Source organism: Delftia sp. WSY_7, from assembly GCF_043104845.1.
GTDB classification, from domain to species: Bacteria; Pseudomonadota; Gammaproteobacteria; order Burkholderiales; family Burkholderiaceae_C; genus Comamonas; species Comamonas tsuruhatensis.
In genome coordinates, this window is record NZ_JBICLB010000055.1 from 12,553 (window position 1) to 30,187 (window position 17,635).

Here is a 17,635-nt window from a genome sequence, read left to right on the forward strand (position 1 = left end):
GCATGCACTCCTTTTTCACTGGGAACGGTTGAGGGAAGAAAGCGCCTGTTCGACGGCCAGGGCAATGCGCAGCAGCCGGTCGTCATCACCCTGCGGGCGCATCAGCTGCAGGCCGATGGGAAGCCGTTCGGTGCTTGCGCCAGGGCCTTGCAGGCACAGGGCGCCGCAGGGCAGGGCCACGGCCGGCGCATCCAGGAAGCTGCCGGGCATGGTCAGGCGCAGCGTGGCGAGATTGGTCTGGGCAAACAGCGCGTCGTCTTCCAGCAGGGGCTGCAGCAGCGGCGCCGGATGGCCCACCGTGGGCAGCACCAGGGTGGCGCCGCCCAGCTCCTGCGCAAACAGCGCCATCAATGGCTGGCGCCGTGCCAGCAGTTGCAGGTAGCCGCCATGGTCCAGATGCCTTGCGGCCGCCAGCCGGCTGCGCACGCGCGGGTCCATGCGCGCGGCCTGCTCCGGGGCATCCAGGCGCTCGCGGTGCGTGGCCAATGCCTCATGCGCGCCCAGCCAGCCATGGCGCTGCGTCAGCGTCTGCACCGTGTCCAGGCTTTGCAGCCGGCGCCGCTGCACGCGGGCGCCCTGCCGCTGCAGCAGGGCCAGGCCGGCTGCAATCGCGTCGCGCACCTGCGCCTGCACGCGGTCGTCGTCCAGCATGCCGGGGTCGATGACGAACACCTGTCCCTGCAGGCCTATGACAGGGCCTGGGACGGCAGGGCCTGCAGCGGCATCGCCGGCAGGCACGGTGCTGCGCAGCACCTGGTCCAGGGCCATGCAGTCGGCCACGCCCAGGGCCAGCGGCCCCAGCGTGTCCAGGGAAGGTGACAGCGCAAAGACCCCTTGCATGGGATAGCGCCCCCGGCTGGCACGAAAGCCCACCAGCCCGTTGAAGGCTGCGGGAATGCGCACCGATCCTGCCGTGTCCGTTCCCATGGCCAGCGGCCCGCAGCCCTGCACCACGGCCAGGGCCGCGCCGCTGGAGGAGCCGCCAGGCGCCCGTGCGCGCCCACCCAGGCGGGGATTGGCGGGGGTGCCGAAGCCGGGGTTCAGGCCCAGTCCCGAATAGGCGAACTCGCTGAGGTTGGTCTTGCCCAGGCAGACCATGCCGGCCGCCGCGGCCCGCGCCACCACGGGGGCATCGGCAGGGGCTGGCGGGGCAGAGCGAAGCAGGGCCGATGCCGCCGTGGTGGGCGTGCCACGCACATCGAACAGGTCCTTCCAGCTGATGGGCACGCCGTCCAGCGGCCCGAGCGGGCGGCCCGTACGCCAGCGCTGCGTGGATTGCCTGGCCTCTTCCAGCGCGCGCTCCGCCGTGATGCGCGTGAACACGGACGGGCTTTCACAGGCCGCTTGCAGGCAATGCTCGGTGGCTTGCGTGGGCGTCAGCGTGCCGGCCGCATAGGCTGCATGCAGTTTGCAAGCCGAGGCAGGCGCTGTCCGGAGGCCGCTGTTTTTCATTGAATTTGAATGTTGTTGTCAAAGTTCATTTTTGAATTCTAGTGAGCGCCTCCATCCCGTGTCCGGGTGATTACCCGGGGGATGAGGCGCTCTGTGTTGATCTGTGAAGGAGGCCGTTTTGTGCCGCTTGCGCCGCTCTAGCGGTCCTTGTGGTCCGCTTCGCCGCTACTTCCAGTAGCCCTTGGCGCTCAGCTGGCCGGGTGCGATGCCACGGTCCAGGAAATGCCGCTTCAGCGCACGCATGGCGCCGGACTCGCCCGCCATCCACAGATAGCCGTTGCCCGGCGGCAGCGGCCGGTACATCAGCCGCTGGCACAGCCTCTGCCCAGGCTGGCCCGGCGCGGCGGTGATCCACTCGGTGCGCAAGCGGGCAGCGCTGTCCATGGGCTGGCATTCGCCGTCATCGGTGATTTCCACGTAGGCCTTCACCCGGGCGGAGGACGGCAGGCTTGCCGCGATCGATTGCATGGCCGGCAGTGCCGAGCCATCGCCCGCCAGCATGAGCCAATCGGTGCCGGCCGGCGGGGCGAAGCCGCCGCTGCGCGGGCCGGCAATGGCCACCTGCTCGCCCACGCGGGCCTGGGCTGCCCAGAGGGAGGCGGGGCCGTCGCCGCCAGCGGAGGTGTTGTTCTCATGCTTGGCATTGAACGCATCGCCATGCAGTACCAGGTCAATGTCCAGCGTGCCGGCCTGGCGGTCCACGCTGCGCAGCGTGTACGCCCGGCCCTCGCCCGTGGGCAGGAACAGCTTGACCCAGGCGGCGGGCGCATCCACGGCAGGCGCCCGCGAGAAGGCGGCGATCTGCTCGCCACCCAGCGTGATGCGGCGCATGCGCGGCGTGACGGATTGCGCCTTCACCACGGTGCCCAGCGCGCGCTGCGTGCCGGCAGGCATGTGAATCGGCTCAGCCATGGGTGGCTCCCCGGGCTGCGTTCAAGCGCAGCAGCAAGGCCACGGCGATGGACAGCGCCACGCTCACGGCGGCGGCGAAATACACGTCTCCGACGCCCGTAACACTGGCCAGCAGCCCGGCGGCAGGGGCCGTCAGCCCCATCGACAGGTCGAAGAAGGCCACATAGGCGCCCATGGCCGCGCCGCGTGCCTGGGCAGGCGCCCGGCGGACGGCCTCCACGCCGAAGGCCGGGAAGGCCAGCGAGTAGCCGAAGCCGGTGAGCGCGGCGCCTGCATAGGCCCATGGCGCATCGCCCCCGCCCCAGATCAGCAGCAGGCCGGCGGCTTCCAGCGGAATGCTGGCCAGTGCCACCCGCACGCCGCCCAGCTTGTCCGGCAGATGGCCGAAGAGCAGGCGCGCGCCGATGAAGGCCAGGCCGAAGGCCGTGAAGGCCAGCGAGGCCGCTCCCCAGCCCCGCGATGCGAACAGCAGCGCTGCAAAGGTCGTGATCACGCCAAAGCCCACGCTGGACAGGGCCAGCCCCAGGCCGGGAAGCCATACCGTGCCCAGCACCTTGTAGAACGGCGTGCGGCGCTGGGCCGAAGCCGGCGTGGCGCGCAGGCCCCAGACCATGGCCAGGGCGGCCAGCGGCAGCACGATGGTGGCCACGGCAATGCCGGAGTAGCCCCAGGCCGCCTGCACCGCCACGCCGGCCGGCGCGCCCGCCGCATAGGCGCCGTACATGGCAATGCCCACCCAGGCCATGACCTTGCCGGCGTTTTGCGGACCGATCATGCCCACGCCCCAGCTCAAGGCCCCGGTGATGATCAGGCTCTCGGCGCAGCCCAGCAGCACGCGGCCGGCGGCCAGCACCCAGACTGCGGCCGGCCCTCCCTCGAAGGCGCGTGACATCAGGTAGGCCAGGCCCGAAACGGCCGCCAGCGCCATGCCCAGCACCACGGCCTGCCTGGCGCCGCGCGTGTCGGCCAGCGACCCGGCCCAGGCCCGCGACAGCAGGGCGGCCGCGAACTGGCAGCCCATCACCGTGCCCACCCCCAGCGTGCCCAGTCCCAGGGTCTGGCTCAGGTGCAGGGGCAGCACGGGCATGGGCATGCCCAGGCAGAGAAAGCTGACGAAGACCGCCAGCGTCAGCGGCAGCAGCCGCGCGAATGCATTCACCGGCGGCGACGCGGTCGCAGATGGCGAAATTCCGGAAGACATGTGCATTCCCTTTCAAATACGAGTAAAAACTCAGATCACATGTCCAGGAGAATATGAGCCATGGCTCGCATTGAAAACTCGCATTCGCAGGCGGCGCAGCGCCAGCCGCCCCAGCCCCGCAAGCAGCCACGGCAGGCGCGTTCCCTTGCCACGGTCGAGGCCATTCTGGAAGCTGCGGCTCGCGTTCTGGCCGAGCGCGGCTATGCCGCCACCAACACCAATCTGGTGGCCGAGCGCGCAGGCGTGAGCGTGGGTTCGCTCTACCAGTACTTTCCCAACAAGGACTCGCTGATCACGGCCTTGCACGAGCGCCACGCCGCGCAGATGTACGCGGCCATTGCCGCCGTGCTTGCGGCAGAGCGGCCGCAGGGCCTGCAAGGCCATGTGCAGGCCATGGTCCGGGCGCTGCTGGCGGCGCACCGGGTCGAGCCCGATCTGCACCGGGTGCTGGAAAAGGAATTCCCCTTCTTCGACGCGCCGCGCGAGCAAAGCGCGGCCGATGGCGGCATCTTCCGCCAGGTGCGCCAGCTCCTGGAGCTGCACCGCAGTCAGCTCGCCCACCGCGACCTGGACCTGGCCACCTGGATGCTGCTGCAGACCATGGAGTCCCTGGTGCATGCCGCCGTCATCGATCCACCGGCCATGTTCACCCCCCAGGCCCTGGAGGATGGCATCGTGCAGGTGCTGATGGGGTATCTGCGAGCGCCTGCCCTGGGTTGAGGATGCAAGGAGCGATTTGGCCGCCAGGTCCTCAGGGCGCGAAGACCTCCGGATCGAATGGGCCAAGCAGTCGGGCCACTTCGCCGGCGTCATAGGGCTGGCCCAGCATGTCCATGAGTTCTTCGCAAGGGGATTTCATGGGCACGGTGGAGATTCTCAGCACTGGAATCGTGCAATGCCGACAGGCGCGGCCGGCAAGCAGCGTATTCGTTCAGCTTTCGACGCAGTTGCCCGCATCCTCCTGCGGCGGGGTGACACGCCAGTAAAGGGAGGGAAAGCCTTCGCCCACCGGCTGGTGGCCGGGCGGCTGCGATGCCGCCAGCTGCAGATGCAGCACCCCGCAGGCATCCACCATGTGCTGGGAAATCCAGGGGCTGATGTCCATGCGGCCATCGATCAGCACCAGCGGCTTTTCGCGCAGCTTCAGGGCCAGGGCCTTGGCCTCGGCCGTGGGGCCTGAGATCACGCGGATGTCGCCTCCCAGTGCCTCGCGCGCGGGTTCGGCAAGCGCCTGGCTCAAGGCCTTTGAATCGAAGTTTCTCCAGTGCCGGCTGTTAAGCCGCAGTTCACTGCGCGCCGAGGTCATCTGGGCCACGAGCAGCAAGGCCAGTTGAAGCGCCACGAAGCACTTGATGGCGGTGGTGATCGATATGCGCGACGGCTGCAGCCTGGCACCGGCCAGCTCCATGGCGACGGGAACGGCCAGCAGCAGAAAGGGCGTGCCCCAGTGCAGCTGCAGCGACGAGCCCGCAAAGATGCCGATGGCGCAGGTCAGCACGATGGGCGTGAGGCCAAAGCACAGGATCAGCGCGCGCGATGCATCGGCTGTCCCGGGACGCTGCGGTGTGTCCTGCGGCGCAAGGCGGTTGCGGCGGTGCAATGCCATCACCAGTCCCAGCAGCACCCAGGCCAGCAATGCGCGGTTGAGCAGCTGGTCGACCAGCCAGTGCAGCGTATTGAGCAGTCTTGCGCCGCCGCCCAGGCTGGCGCCCAGCGAGGATTCGGTGGCATAGCGGATGGGGCCGAAGTCGTTCAGGAACAGCCAGTACAGGTGCGGCGAGATGATGGCCAGCGAAATGGCAGCGGCCAGTGCCAGGCCGATGACATGGACCCGCTCGCGCCAGGCGCCTGACGCCAGCCAGAACAGGAATACCGCCACGGCGGCCAGGATCATCTGGTACTTGGCCAGTGCGCCCAGGCCCAGGCAGCAGCCCAGGGCCGCCCACCAGTGCAGTTGCCTGCTGCCCACCGCACGCCACACCAGCAGGGCACTGGCCACGAAGAAGGGCATCAGCACCACTTCATGGTTGAAGAAGTGCAGCCGCTCGTTGTAGTAGGTGATGCACAGGGCCGCCAGCAGGGCCAGCGTGGCATGGCGGCTGCCGCGCAAGGTCTGCATCAGCTTCCAGAAGACAAACAGGCCGGCCAGCGTGAAAAGCGCGCCCGTCACATAGCTGGTGCGGGCAGACAGTCCGAACACATTGACCGGCACCGAGAACATCCAGGTCGGCAGCGGTGGATGCTTGTAGTAGCCCCACTCCAGGCTGTGCACCCAGGTCAGCTGCTCGAGGTTGTCCTTGGGTGCCGTGAGGCTGGAGCTGTCGATCTGCAGCAGCCAGACCACCGTAAAGAGAAGGAGGCCGATGAGGACCTTGATGTCCAGGGAAAGCGACGGTGCGGGCATGGCCAGCGGAGCGCTTCGCGTGATCGTGCTCGCTGCTTGTGAGGGGACGGGATGGGTCATAGGAAATGCCAGCGGCGATGACAAGTGCGCTGGCACAGGGGAAATTCCCAGGAAGGCGGTCGAACGGTAGCTTCAGCGTTGGCTACGGACTCTTGGCTTACGCGAGGCGCTATGAGTCCGGCAGAATATGTCTGCCTGGTCAATTCAATGTAAAGATTGTGTGAAGATATTGTGGAGACGCCGGCCGCGGCTCAGGCGCCGGCCGGCTCGCCGAAGTCGTGGACTGCCGCGCGCAGCAGCAGCATCGACAGGCGTTCCGCGGCGGGCGTCAGAGGCAGCGCAGCACGCGTGACCTGCACGATGTCGGGTGCCATCAGGCTCTCGCGCACGGCAATGGGCTCCAGTACACCGTTGAAGAGGGGCGTATCGGCCCACTGGCGCGGCAAGAAGGCGAGGGCGTCGCTGCTGGCCAACAGCGCCAGCAGGGCCATCAACGATTCGGCGACCGTCACCACGCGCGGGCTGCGCAGGCCGAGCGCGGAGAACTGCTCCTCGAATTCTTCCTCGCGGCGCTCGCGCAGGCCGGTGACGATCCAGTCCGCCTCCAGCAACGCCTGCAGGCTGCCGGCGGTGCGCAGCGGATGGCCGCGGCGGGCCAGCACGACACGCTCGTTGCGGTGAACCAGGGCCACCTGGTAGCTGGCGCTCAATTGCCTCTCGGGCCGGGGGCCCAGATAGAAGTCCAGCCGGCCGTCGCGCAGCGCCGGCTCGATGGCCGGGAACAGGCCTTCGACGAAACGCAGGTGCACATCCGGCCAGTCGCGCCGGAACTGGGCATAGGCGCGGGCCAGCAGCGACAGCACGGGGGCGCTGGACAGAGCGACGGCGACATGGCCCTGCATTTCGCCGCGCGCCTGGGCGGCCTCCTCGCTGCCGCGACGCAGTTCCTCGAGCGCGGCCTGCGCGCGCAGCAGGAATCGCTCGCCCGCCACGGTCAGCGATACCCCGCGCGCATGGCGCTGGAACAGCGCCACGCCGAGCTCGGCTTCCAGCTCGCGCACGCTGCGCGTCAGTGCCGGCTGGGTCAGGCCCAGGCTGCGGGCGGCGCTGCGCAGGCTGCGTGCCCGAGCAACGGCGACGAAATTGCGAAGGTGATGAAGTTTGGGCATCGGTCGGAGCGTGTTTATGCCCGTTTCCGAGCGCGCCAAGGCCAGGGGATTTCCCGCAGGGGCCGTGCACGCGGGCTCCGCCGCGCCTGAGCCGCTGCGGAACGCTCCAGTGATAACAGCCATGCATCGCTGAGGCGTTTCTGCCCTCTGCCGCAGCCGGCCTGCCAGACCTAGCATGCCCTCCATAACGTCGGCGCAGCCCGGCGACCCATAGGAGACAAGCAGCATGAGCATGAGGAAATGGGCCGGCGCCTGTGCGCTGGCAACCCTGGCGGCGGGCTCCGTCGCCGCGCAGACGGCCGCCGGCGGAACGGTGCGCATCACCAGCGCCTTTCCCGCGGGCAGCGGCCCCGACGTGGTGGCCCGGCTGGTCGCCGACAAGCTCTCGGCGCAATGGAGGCAGCCGGTCGTCGTCGACCCCAGGCCGGGTGGGGCCGGCGTGGTGGCCATCAATGCGATGAAGAACGCGCCGCCCACGGGCAACGACCTGGTGGTGGTGGACGTAGGCCACTTGTCCATCAATCCGCTGGTCTTGCGCAAGCTGGCCTATGACCCGCAAAGCGAACTGACGCCGGTGGCGCTGCTCTACAAGACCGCCTTCTTCGTCGTGGTCGGCGCGCAAAGCCCCTTCCACAGCCTGGCCGAACTGATGGCGGCGGCGCGGCGCAAGCCCGGCATGACCTATGGCTCCAATGCGGTGGGCGGGCCGCTGCATCTGGGCGCGGCCCGGGCCGCGACCGCCATGGGTGCCGAAATGATGCATGTCCCCTACAAGGAGACTTCGCAGCTGTACGCCGCCGTGTCGACGGGCGAGGTGGACTGGGCTTACGGCAGCATTGCGACGTCCGGCCCCCTGCAGCAGGCTGGCAAGCTGCGCTTTCTTGCCGTGGCGGACAGCCAGCGTTCCCCGGCGCTGCCCGATGTGCCGACCGTGCAGGAGGCCGGTGGCCCGGCCGGCATCGATGCGCTGACCTGGGTTGCGCTCATGGCGCCCAAGGGCACGCCGCCGGCCGTCGCCGAGCGCATCAACGAGGCGGTGAACCGGGCCCTGTCCGCGCCTGACGTCAGGGATCGCCTGGCCGGTTTCGGCTTCTTCACCAGCATCGGCCCCGCAAGGCAGGTTGCCGACCTCATGCAGGCCGACCGCGAGCGCTATGCCCAAGTGCTGCGCCGCGTCAAGGTGACCGTCGATTGAGCCCCGGGGAGACGCCATGAAGACCGAAGTTGCGATCATCGGAGGAGGGCCTGCGGGTCTGATGCTGGCCATCGAGCTGGGCTGCAGGGACATACCGTGCGTGCTGATCGAGGAGCGCAGCGGGCCGCCGACGCTGCCCAAGGCCAATGCCACCTCGTCCCGGACCATGGAGCATTACCGCCGCCGGGGCTTTGCCGACCAGGTGCGCAGGCTGGGCCTGCCGCCCTCGCACCCCCAGGACGTCGTCTATTGCACGCGGCTCACGGGGCCCGAGCTGGCGCGCTTTCGCATTCCCTCTGCCGAGGAGGCCGTCTCGGGCACGGCCTATGGCGACTACGGGGAACAGGCCTGGCCCACGCCCGAGCTGCCGCATCGGGCGCAGCAGATGTTCATCGAGCCCGTGCTCAGGGCGCAGGCCGAACGCCATGCCAGCGCCGTGCTGCGTTTTGGCCTGAGGGCCGAGGCGGTGCGGGACACCGGTTGCGCAGTCCAGATCGAATGCCGCGAGCCGGACACGGGCCGTACCGAGTTGCTGCAGGCCGCCTATGTGGTCGGCTGCGACGGGCCGCGCAGCCTGGTCCGCCAGGCCATGGGCGTCGTCTACGCAGGCCATGGCAGCGAGCGGCGGGACTTCCTGGGCGGCCCGATGATGTCCATCTACTTCCGCGCTCCCGGTCTGTACGGGCTGATCGGCAAGCCCAGGGCCTGGCAGTACTGGGCCGTCGGTCCCGGGCAGCGCGGCCTGCTGTGCGCCATCGACGGCGTGGACCGGTTCGTGCTGATCGTGCAGCTGCCCCAAGGCACCCAGCCTGCCGATTTCCATCCGCAGCAGGCGCTGCAGGCCGTCGTCGGCCGGCCTTTTGCGCACGAGCTGATCGCGCTGACCCCCTGGAACGCGGGCTATGCCCTGGTGGCCGAGCGCCTGCGGCACGGCAGGATGTTCATCGCCGGCGATGCGGCGCACCTGTTCACGCCCACGGGCGGCATGGGCTACAACACCAGCGTGGACGACGTCGTGAACCTGGGCTGGAAGCTGGCGGCGGCCATCCAGGGGGCGGCCGGCCCGGCGCTGCTGGACAGCTATGAGGCCGAGCGGCGGCCGATCGCCCAGCGCAACACCCGTTTTGCACGCAGCATGGCCGACAGCATCGGATGCCTGCCGGTCACGGCTGCAGTGGAGCAGGAGGGGCCCGCGGGCGACAGCGCCCGCCATGCGCTCGGGCAGGCACTTTCGGAGCATGTGGCGCGCGAGTTCAACATCCCGGGGCTGCAACTGGGCCTGCGCTATGCCGACAGCCCCGTCGTCGCCCGGGAGCTGGCCGAGCCCCCGCCGGACGAGCCCAACCGCTACCTGCCTGGCGGCTATCCCGGCACGCGCGCTCCGCATGTGGCAACGGGGCCGGACCGGTCCCTGCTCGATGACTTCGGACGCGATTTCACACTGCTCGCATTCGACCCGGACGGCCCGGACGGCCCGGACGGGCTGGAGCCCTGGAGGCAGGCTGCTGCGCAATACGGCATCGGGCTGGATGTGGTGAGGAGCGAAGACGGGCAGACGCGTGCGCTGTATGGCGCCGACCGCGTCCTGATCCGCCCGGACCACCACATCGCCTGGCGCGGCGACGGTGCGGCGCCGCCGACCGAGGTCCTGGCGCTGGCGCTGGGCCATCGCATCCCGCCGGTGGGGCCCGGCTAGCCCCGGCCCATCCGGCCGCCTGCCCCCGGGCCATCCGGCCTTTCGCGTTCCTGACCCTGGCCAGTCCGGCCGGGGGACGCCGGCCTGCGCCTGAGTCTGCGCTTTCGCCGTCCTTGCCGACATCCATCACTTTCAGGAGGCAACATGCCACACCCCTCCTTTCCTGTTCGCGCCGCGCTATCCGCGCTATGCCAGGCCGGTGCCGCTGCCGTGCCCTCGGCACCCGCCCTGGCCCAGGGCGTCACGCTCTATGGCCTGATCGATGCATCCGTCGAGCACCTGACCGATGTGGGCCAGGGAGGCGCTTCGCTGAACCGGATGCCGGGCCTCACCGGCAGCGTGCCGTCGCGCATCGGCCTGCGCGGCTCGGAAGACCTGGGCGGCGGCCTGCGTGCCCTGTTCACGATGGAGCAGGGCCTGGCGCTCGACGCGGGCGTGCTGAACCAGGGCGGGCGCGCCTGGGGGCGCCAGGCCTTCGTCGGCCTGTCCGGCGACTGGGGCAGCCTCACACTGGGGCGCCAGTACACCATGCTGTACTGGTCCCAGCTCGATGCGGACATCCTCGGCCCGAATGCCTACGGCGCGGCATCGCTGGACAGCTACCTGCCCAATGCGCGCGCGGACAACGCGCTTGCGTGGCGCGCCGGCCTTGGCGGCTTCACCGTCGGCGCAACCTACAGCCTGGGCCGTGATGCCGTCAATGCGGGCCCCGGTCCCGCGGGAACCAACTGCCCCGGCGAGCAGCAGGGCGACTCCAGCGCCTGCCGGCAATGGTCGGCAATGCTCAAGTACGAGGCCAAGGCCTGGGGCATCGCGCTGGCCGTCGATGAAATCCGTGGAGGCCCCGGCGCGTTCGCAGGCCTGACCAGCAGCGCGCGCAAGGACCGTCGCTCCACCGCCGCGGGATGGGTGCGCTGGGGGGCATGGAAGCTCGGTGCCGGGGTCATTGCCCGCCACAACGACGGCCGTCCCGACGCGCCACGCAGCGATCTCTGGTACCTGGGCGCCAGTGTCGCCGTCACACCGGCCCTGACCCTCGATGCGCAGGCCTTGGATCTGCGTTTCAGGCGAAGCGACGACGGGGCCCGGCTCTTTGCCCTGCGGGCCCGGTATTCGCTGTCCAAGCGCACCACGCTGTATGCGACCGCAGGGCATCTGTCCAACGAGGGAGCACTTGCGCTGTCGGTCAGCAATGCGGCGCCAGGCGCCGCGCCCGCCCCCGGGCGTTCGCAGAACGGCTTCGCTGCCGGCGTGCGGCATAGCTTCTGAGGCTCAACCCGCATGCAGGGCCCGCGTCCGCGTCCCGAGCCATTTCCTTCCCACTTTCCACTTCCCACTTCCCGTTCCAGGAGACAGACCATGAAACTGATACGCCACGGCGCCAGCGGCTGCGAGAAGCCCGGCGCCATCGATTCCCAAGGCCAGGCGCGCGACCTGTCGGACCTGGTGCCCGATTTCACGCCCGAGTGGATGGCGCCCGGCAGGCTGGCCGCGCTGGCCGCCGTCGATCTGCAGCGGTTGCCGCTGGTGGCGCATGGCAGCCGCCTGGGCGCCCCTGTCGCCGGCACGCGCCAGTTCGTTGCCATCGGGCTCAACTACCGGCGGCATGCCGAGGAGTCGGGTCTCGACATTCCGAAGGAGCCCGTGGTCTTTCACAAGGCGCTTTCATCGCTGGCCGGGCCGGACGACGAGGTGCGCCTGCCCGAAGCGTCGGTTGCCACCGACTGGGAGATCGAACTGGGCTTTGTGATCGGCACGCGCGCAAGCCGCATCCCCGTGGAAGGTGCGCTCGCGCATGTGGCCGGCTACCTGCTGGCCAACGACATCTCCGAGCGTGACTGGCAGATCAAGCGCAACGGCCAGTGGGGCAAGGGCAAGAGCTTCGATGGCTTCGGCCCGGTCGGGCCGTGGCTGGTCACGGCCGACGAGCTGCCCGACCCCCAGGCCATCGAACTGACGCTGTCCGTCAACGGCGAGGTCATGCAGCGCAGCAGCACGGCAGACATGATTTTTCCGGTGGCCTATCTCGTGTCCTATCTGAGCCAGTTCATGACGCTGCTGCCCGGCGACCTTGTCATCACCGGCACGCCCAAAGGTGTCGGCCTGGGCATGAAGCCGCCCCGTTTCCTGAAGTCCGGCGATGTCATGTCGCTGGACGGCGGGGTTCTTGGGCGGCAGCTCCAGCGGGTGCGGTGATGGCCTTGCCCGCCCACCGGCCGCGTGGCGGCGTCCGCCGGTCTTCGCACAGTGAACATGCAAAGGAGGGGACACCATGAGCGGCCTTCCCACGCCATCTGGAACGACACCTGGAACGCCGTCCGGCGCGGCCGGGCAGCCGGCCGTGCATTCGATCGATGAGTTCGTCTTCAGCGTGCCCGATCTCGAAGCGGCGCGGCATTTCTACGCCAGTTTCGGGCTCGAGGTGCGCGACATCGACGGCGCGCTGGCGCTGCACACCTACGGGCATCCCCACCGCTGGGCGCGGGTGCTGGAGGCCGCAACGCACAAGAGGCTGCAGTGGCTGAGCCTGGGCATCCATGCGGCCGATCTCGATGCCTTCTCGCACCGGATCGACGGCGCGGGGATCGCACGCATTCCTGCGCCGGCCGGTGCGCAGACCGACGGTATCTGGATCGCCAGCCCCGACGGGGTGCCCATCCAGCTGCGTGCAGCCGCCAAGAGCTCTCCGTCGGCGCCCGCACCGCACGTGCTGCCGCCGGCCTGCCGCAATGCCGGCCGCGCGCCGGCTCGCAGCCTCATGCCGCAGATCCGGCCGCTGCACCTGTCGCATGTGCTTTTGTTCTGCGCCGACGTGGATGCCGCGCTGGCGTTCTACACCGAGGTGCTGGGACTCAGGCTCTCGGACCGCTCGGGCTCGGTCATCGCCTTCCTTCACAGCCCGCACGGCAGCGACCACCACCTGCTGGCACTGGCCGCATCGCATGGACCCGGCCTGCACCACAGCAGCTGGTGCGTGCCTTCTGTCGACGCCGTGGGCAGCGGCGCCCGGCAGATGGCCGAGGCGGGCTATGCGCAGGGCTGGGGCGTGGGCAGGCATGTGCTGGGCTCCAACTTCTTTCGCTATGTGCGCGATCCCTGGGGCAGCTTCGCCGAGTACTCCTGCGACATCGACTTTGTCGAGGCGGGCGCGGTGTGGCCTGCGGCCGACCATCCTCCCGAGGATTCGCTCTACGTCTGGGGGCCGGACGTGCCCGCCGACTTCGTCACCAACCACGAGCCGCCACGCTGAGGCGCCCGCCAATGCCCCAGACGCAGGAACGCCCCGCTGCCTTGCGGCATCGGGGCGCTTTTTTATGTGGGCACTTCTGTGGGTATTGCTCTTTTGTGCCTTGTAACCTATTGATTTATATGGCTATCTGGCGGAGGCTGTGAGATTCGAACTCACGGACGGTTGCCCGTCGGCAGTTTTCAAGACTGCTGGTTTAAACCACTCACCCAAACCTCCGAAGCTGCGTATTCTAGCCGGGCTTAGGCCGCTCCTGCCGGGGCAGGGGGCGTAAAAAAGGCGCCCCTGTGAAGGGGCGCCTTTTTTGGGTGCGGCGCGGATCAGCCGCGGGCAGCGATGGCCTGGGCTGCGGCCAGGGCCGTCATGTTGACCACGCGGCGCACGGTGGCGGAGGGGGTCAGCACGTGGGCTGCCGCGGCGCCGCCCAGCAGGATGGGGCCGATGGTCGTGCCGTGGCCGCCCGTGGTCTTGAGCACGTTGAACAGGATGTTCGCGGCGTCCAGGTTGGGGCAGATCAGCACGTTGGCCTCGCCGTGCAGCGAGGACTCGAGCAGGGCGCGGTCGCGGATGGCTTCGGACAGGGCGGAGTCGCCGTGCATTTCGCCATCGCATTCCACGTCGGGGTTGGCGGCGGCGAACAGGTCGCGCGCGGCGCGCATCTTCAGCGCCGAGGGGCGGCTGGACGAGCCGTAGTTGCTGTGCGACAGGAAGGCCACCTTGGGCGGCAGGCCGAAGCGGGCCACTTCCTCGGCCGCCAGGCGGGCGATGTCGGCCAGCTCGGTGGCGTTGGGCGCCTCGTTGATGTAGGTGTCGGCGATGAACAGCGTGCCGCTGTCCAGCATCACGGCGTTGACGGTGGCGAACTCGCCAGCGCCTTGCTTGAGGCCGAGCACGTCGCGCACATGGGCCAGGTGGCTGTCGAACTTGCCGACCAGGCCGCAGAGCATGGCGTCGGCATCGCCCAGGTGGACCATGAGCGCGGCGATCAGCGTGTTGGAGCGGCGCACGGCGGCCTTGGCGGTCTCGGGCGTGACGCCGTTGCGGCCCATCAGGCGGTGGTAGGTTTCCCAGTACTGGCGGAAGCGCGGATCGTCCTCGGGGTTGCAGATCTCCACGTCCTTGCCCAGCACCAGGCGCAGGCCGGCCTTGGCGATGCGGGCCTCGATCACGGCGGGGCGGCCGATCAGGATGGGCTTGGCCAGGCCGTCATCGACGGCGACCTGGGCGGCGCGCAGCACGCGCTCGTCTTCGCCTTCGGCATAGGCCACGCGCTGCTGGTTGGCCTTGGCGGCGGCGAACACCGGACGCATGAACATGCTGGTCTGGTAGACGAAGCGGGTCAGGCTCTCGCGGTAGGCGTCGTAGTCGGCGATGGGGCGGGTGGCGACACCGGACTCTTCGGCAGCCTTGGCCACGGCCGGCGCGATGCGCAGGATCAGGCGGGTGTCGAAGGGCGTGGGGATCAGGTAGTCGGGGCCGAACTTCAGCTCCTTGCCCTGGTAGGCGGCGGCGACTTCATCGCTGACGTCCTGCTTGGCCAGTGCGGCGATTTCGCGCACGCAGGCCAGCTTCATGGCTTCGGTGATCTTGGTGGCGCCGCAGTCCAGCGCGCCACGGAAGATGTAGGGGAAGCACAGGACGTTGTTGACCTGGTTGGGGTAGTCCGAGCGGCCCGTGGCCATGATGCAGTCCGGGCGCACGGCCTTGGCCAGCTCGGGGCGGATCTCGGGTTCGGGGTTGGCCAGGGCCAGGATGATGGGCTTGTCGGCCATGGTCTTGACCATGTCGGCAGTGAGCACGCCGGGAGCCGAGCAGCCCAGGAAGACGTCGGCGTCCTTGACGGCATCGGCCAGGGTGCGGGCGTCCGTCTTTTGCGCGTACTGGGCCTTGGAGGCGTCCAGGCCACCGGGGCGGCCTTCGTAGATCACGCCCTTGGAGTCGCACATGAAGACGTTTTCGCGCTTGACGCCCAGGCCCACCATCACGTTCACGCAGGCGATGGCGGCGGCGCCGGCGCCGGAGACGGCGATCTTGACGTTGCCGATCTGCTTGTCCACCAGCTCCAGCCCGTTGAGCAGGGCGGCGCTGGAGATGATGGCCGTGCCGTGCTGGTCGTCATGGAACACGGGGATGTTCATGCGCTTGGACAGCTCCTGCTCGATGTAGAAGCACTCGGGCGCCTTGATGTCCTCGAGGTTGATGCCGCCCAGCGTGGGTTCGAGCGAGGCGATGATCTCGATCAGCTTGTCCGGATCGCGCTCGGCCAGTTCGATGTCGAACACGTCGACGCCGGCGAACTTCTTGAACAGGCAGCCCTTGCCTTCCATCACCGGCTTGCCGGCCAGCGGGCCGATGTCACCCAGGCCCAGCACGGCCGTGCCGTTGGTGATGACGCCGACCAGGTTGCCGCGCGCCGTGTATTCGGCGGCCAGCGAGGGGTCGGCCTGGATGTCCAGGCAGGGGTAGGCCACGCCGGGCGAATAGGCCAGCGACAGGTCGCGCTGGTTGGACAAGGGCTTGGTGGGCGTGACGGAGATCTTGCCCTTGTTGGGGCTGCGATGGTATTCGCGGGCTGCGTCGCGCAGGGCTTGTTCGGCGTTGGACAGGTTTTGGGTCATACAGGAATTCTCTGCAAATGCTCTCGGAGCTTACCGGATAGCTACAGCCTATGAGGGTCAGGACAGTTTTGCCTCAGGGATTTCGACAACAAGCCCCCTGGCGCCTATGGACGGCAGGGGGCGCACGGCCCGGCGGGTAGGCCGGGCGGTTGTTGGGCGTGCCCGCCAGGGCGGGCACTGTTTCATCAGTGGGCGTCTGCCTGGCGTGCGGCCCGGACGGCAGCAGAGGTGTCGCTGCTGGCTCCGTTGAAGAAAATGTTCAATGCCACCGCGGTAATCGAGGCCAGCAGGATACCGGATTCGATCAACGGATGAATGCCGTGGGGCATCCATTGGCGGAAATTCGGCGCCACCAGCGGAATCATGCCCACGCCGATGGACACGGCGACGATCATGGCGTTGTTGCGGTTGGTCTGGAAATCCACGTTGCTCAGGATGCGGATGCCGGTGGAGGCCACCATGCCGAACATCACCAGGCCCGCGCCGCCCAGCACCACGGTGGGCAGGGACTCGACCAGGGCGCCCATCTTGGGCAGCACGCCCAGCACGATCAGGATCACGCCGCCGGCCACGCAGACCCAGCGGCTCTTGACGCCGGTGACGGCGACCAGGCCCACGTTCTGCGAGAAGCTGGTGTAGGGGAAGGTGTTGAAGATGCCGCCGATCAGCGTGCCCAGGCCGTCGGTGCGCAGGCCGCGGGTCAGCTCGTCCTGGCTGATCTTGCGATCGGTCATGTCGCCCAGGGCCAGGAACATGCCGGTGGACTCGATCATCACCACCACCATCACCAGGCTCATGGTGAGGATGAGGATGGGGTCGAACACCGGCGTGGCGATTTCGAAGGGCAGCACCATCGTGAACCATTCGGCCTTGGCGACCTTGCTGAAGTCCATCAGGCCCATGGCCACGGACAGCACGCCGCCGATCAGGATGCCCATGAGCACCGAGACGTTGGCCAGGAAGCCCTTGGCAAAGCGCGCGATCAGCAGGATGGACAGCAGCACGATGGCCGAGATGCCCACGCCGGTCAGGTCGCCGTACTTGGGGTTGGGAATGGTGGGCACGACCGCGAAGCCCTTGGGCACGGGCGGCAGCGAGGAGCCTGGCGCGCCGGCCGTGGCCTGGGCGTCGGCCAGCCATTTCAGGTGCTCGGGGTTGGGCACGCTGGGCGCGGTGGGGCCGACGGGGTTGCCGAAGATCCAGTTCACGCCCACGCGCATCAGGCTGATGCCGATGACGGCAATGATGGTGCCGGTCACCACGGGCGGGAAAAAGCGCAGCATGCGGCTGATCAGCGGGGCGATGAGGATGGATACGATCCCCGCCCCGATCACCGAGCCGAAGATCAGCCCCGCCCCCGCCGAACCGCCCGTGGTCTGCGCCATGGACACCATGGGCGCCACGCTGGCGAAGGTCACGCCCATCATCACGGGCAGCTTGATGCCGAACCACTGGGTCGCGCCCATGGCCTGGATCAGCGTGATCAGGCCGCAGCAAAACAGGTCGGCCGAGATCAGGTGGGCCACCTGCTCGGGCGGCAGGTTGAGTGCGCGGCCGACGATCAGGGGCACGGCCACGGCGCCCGCATACATCACGAGAACGTGCTGCAGGCCCAGCGCCGTGAGCTTGCCTGCGGGCAGCATCTCATCGACGGGATGAACGGAAGATTGCATGGGGATTTGTCTCCTCGGGATTTATGGGAACGGACGCCGGCGTGACAGGGTTTGGCACCAACATCCAT

General features: G+C 68.7%; 13 protein-coding genes and 1 tRNA gene. 6 read left to right on the forward strand and 8 right to left on the reverse strand.

The window, feature by feature from the left end:
- Positions 1 to 15 precede the first annotated feature (15 nt).
- The 3 genes from ACF8ME_RS26805 to ACF8ME_RS26815 form a co-directional block, all read right to left on the reverse strand.
- Complete coding sequence (locus ACF8ME_RS26805) at positions 16 to 1,452, reverse strand: amidase (protein ID WP_392419004.1); 1,437 nt, start codon at positions 1,450 to 1,452, stop codon at positions 16 to 18.
- A 165-nt stretch (positions 1,453 to 1,617) separates the two neighbouring features.
- A complete protein-coding gene (locus ACF8ME_RS26810; RefSeq protein WP_392419006.1) occupies positions 1,618 to 2,364 on the reverse strand; it encodes a siderophore-interacting protein in 747 nt (248 codons plus the stop codon).
- On the reverse strand, positions 2,357 to 3,565 hold the full coding sequence (locus ACF8ME_RS26815) for an arabinose transporter (RefSeq protein WP_392419008.1): 1,209 nt from the start codon (positions 3,563 to 3,565) through the stop codon (positions 2,357 to 2,359). The genes ACF8ME_RS26810 and ACF8ME_RS26815 overlap by 8 nt, the downstream gene beginning before the upstream one ends.
- A 60-nt stretch (positions 3,566 to 3,625) precedes the next feature.
- Between ACF8ME_RS26815 and ACF8ME_RS26820 the strand changes: the two genes are divergently transcribed.
- Positions 3,626 to 4,285, forward strand: a complete 660-nt coding sequence (locus ACF8ME_RS26820; RefSeq protein ID WP_013803729.1) for a TetR/AcrR family transcriptional regulator — start codon at positions 3,626 to 3,628, stop codon at positions 4,283 to 4,285.
- Between the two features lie 211 nt (positions 4,286 to 4,496).
- Here the strand turns inward: ACF8ME_RS26820 and ACF8ME_RS26825 are convergent, their stop codons facing one another.
- Complete coding sequence (locus ACF8ME_RS26825; protein ID WP_392419010.1) at positions 4,497 to 6,029, reverse strand: ArnT family glycosyltransferase; 1,533 nt, start codon at positions 6,027 to 6,029, stop codon at positions 4,497 to 4,499.
- A gap of 191 nt (positions 6,030 to 6,220) precedes the next feature.
- Positions 6,221 to 7,138 (reverse strand): LysR substrate-binding domain-containing protein, encoded by a 918-nt coding sequence (locus ACF8ME_RS26830; protein WP_392419012.1) that lies wholly within the window; start codon positions 7,136 to 7,138, stop codon positions 6,221 to 6,223.
- A gap of 226 nt (positions 7,139 to 7,364) precedes the next feature.
- On the opposite strand from ACF8ME_RS26830, the gene ACF8ME_RS26835 reads away from it, so the two are divergent.
- The 5 genes from ACF8ME_RS26835 (at position 7,365) to ACF8ME_RS26855 (ending at position 13,279) form a co-directional block, all read left to right on the forward strand.
- Complete coding sequence (locus tag ACF8ME_RS26835; RefSeq protein ID WP_392419014.1) at positions 7,365 to 8,333, forward strand: Bug family tripartite tricarboxylate transporter substrate binding protein; 969 nt, start codon at positions 7,365 to 7,367, stop codon at positions 8,331 to 8,333.
- A 16-nt stretch (positions 8,334 to 8,349) separates the two neighbouring features.
- Positions 8,350 to 10,029, forward strand: coding sequence for an FAD-dependent monooxygenase (locus ACF8ME_RS26840; RefSeq protein WP_392419015.1), 1,680 nt, complete (start codon positions 8,350 to 8,352; stop codon positions 10,027 to 10,029).
- 144 nt (positions 10,030 to 10,173) lie between these two features.
- A complete protein-coding gene (locus ACF8ME_RS26845; RefSeq protein ID WP_392419018.1) occupies positions 10,174 to 11,298 on the forward strand; it encodes a porin in 1,125 nt (374 codons plus the stop codon).
- A gap of 90 nt (positions 11,299 to 11,388) precedes the next feature.
- Positions 11,389 to 12,225 carry a fumarylacetoacetate hydrolase family protein gene (locus ACF8ME_RS26850; RefSeq protein ID WP_392419020.1) on the forward strand — a complete coding sequence of 279 codons (837 nt, stop codon included), beginning with the start codon at positions 11,389 to 11,391 and terminating at the stop codon, positions 12,223 to 12,225.
- A gap of 76 nt (positions 12,226 to 12,301) precedes the next feature.
- Positions 12,302 to 13,279: a VOC family protein gene (locus ACF8ME_RS26855; protein WP_133073690.1), complete on the forward strand. Its 978-nt coding sequence runs from the start codon at positions 12,302 to 12,304 to the stop codon at positions 13,277 to 13,279.
- 128 nt (positions 13,280 to 13,407) lie between these two features.
- Here the strand turns inward: ACF8ME_RS26855 and ACF8ME_RS26860 are convergent.
- The 3 genes from ACF8ME_RS26860 to ACF8ME_RS26870 form a co-directional block, all read right to left on the reverse strand.
- Positions 13,408 to 13,495: transfer RNA gene (locus ACF8ME_RS26860), tRNA-Ser, on the reverse strand.
- Between the two features lie 101 nt (positions 13,496 to 13,596).
- Positions 13,597 to 15,894 (reverse strand): NADP-dependent malic enzyme, encoded by a 2,298-nt coding sequence (locus ACF8ME_RS26865; RefSeq protein WP_012204029.1) that lies wholly within the window; start codon positions 15,892 to 15,894, stop codon positions 13,597 to 13,599.
- 185 nt (positions 15,895 to 16,079) lie between these two features.
- The gene (locus ACF8ME_RS26870; RefSeq protein WP_016449790.1) at positions 16,080 to 17,567 is read right to left on the reverse strand and encodes a nucleobase:cation symporter-2 family protein; all 1,488 of its coding nucleotides are present in this window, start codon (positions 17,565 to 17,567) and stop codon (positions 16,080 to 16,082) included.
- Positions 17,568 to 17,635 lie beyond the last annotated feature (68 nt).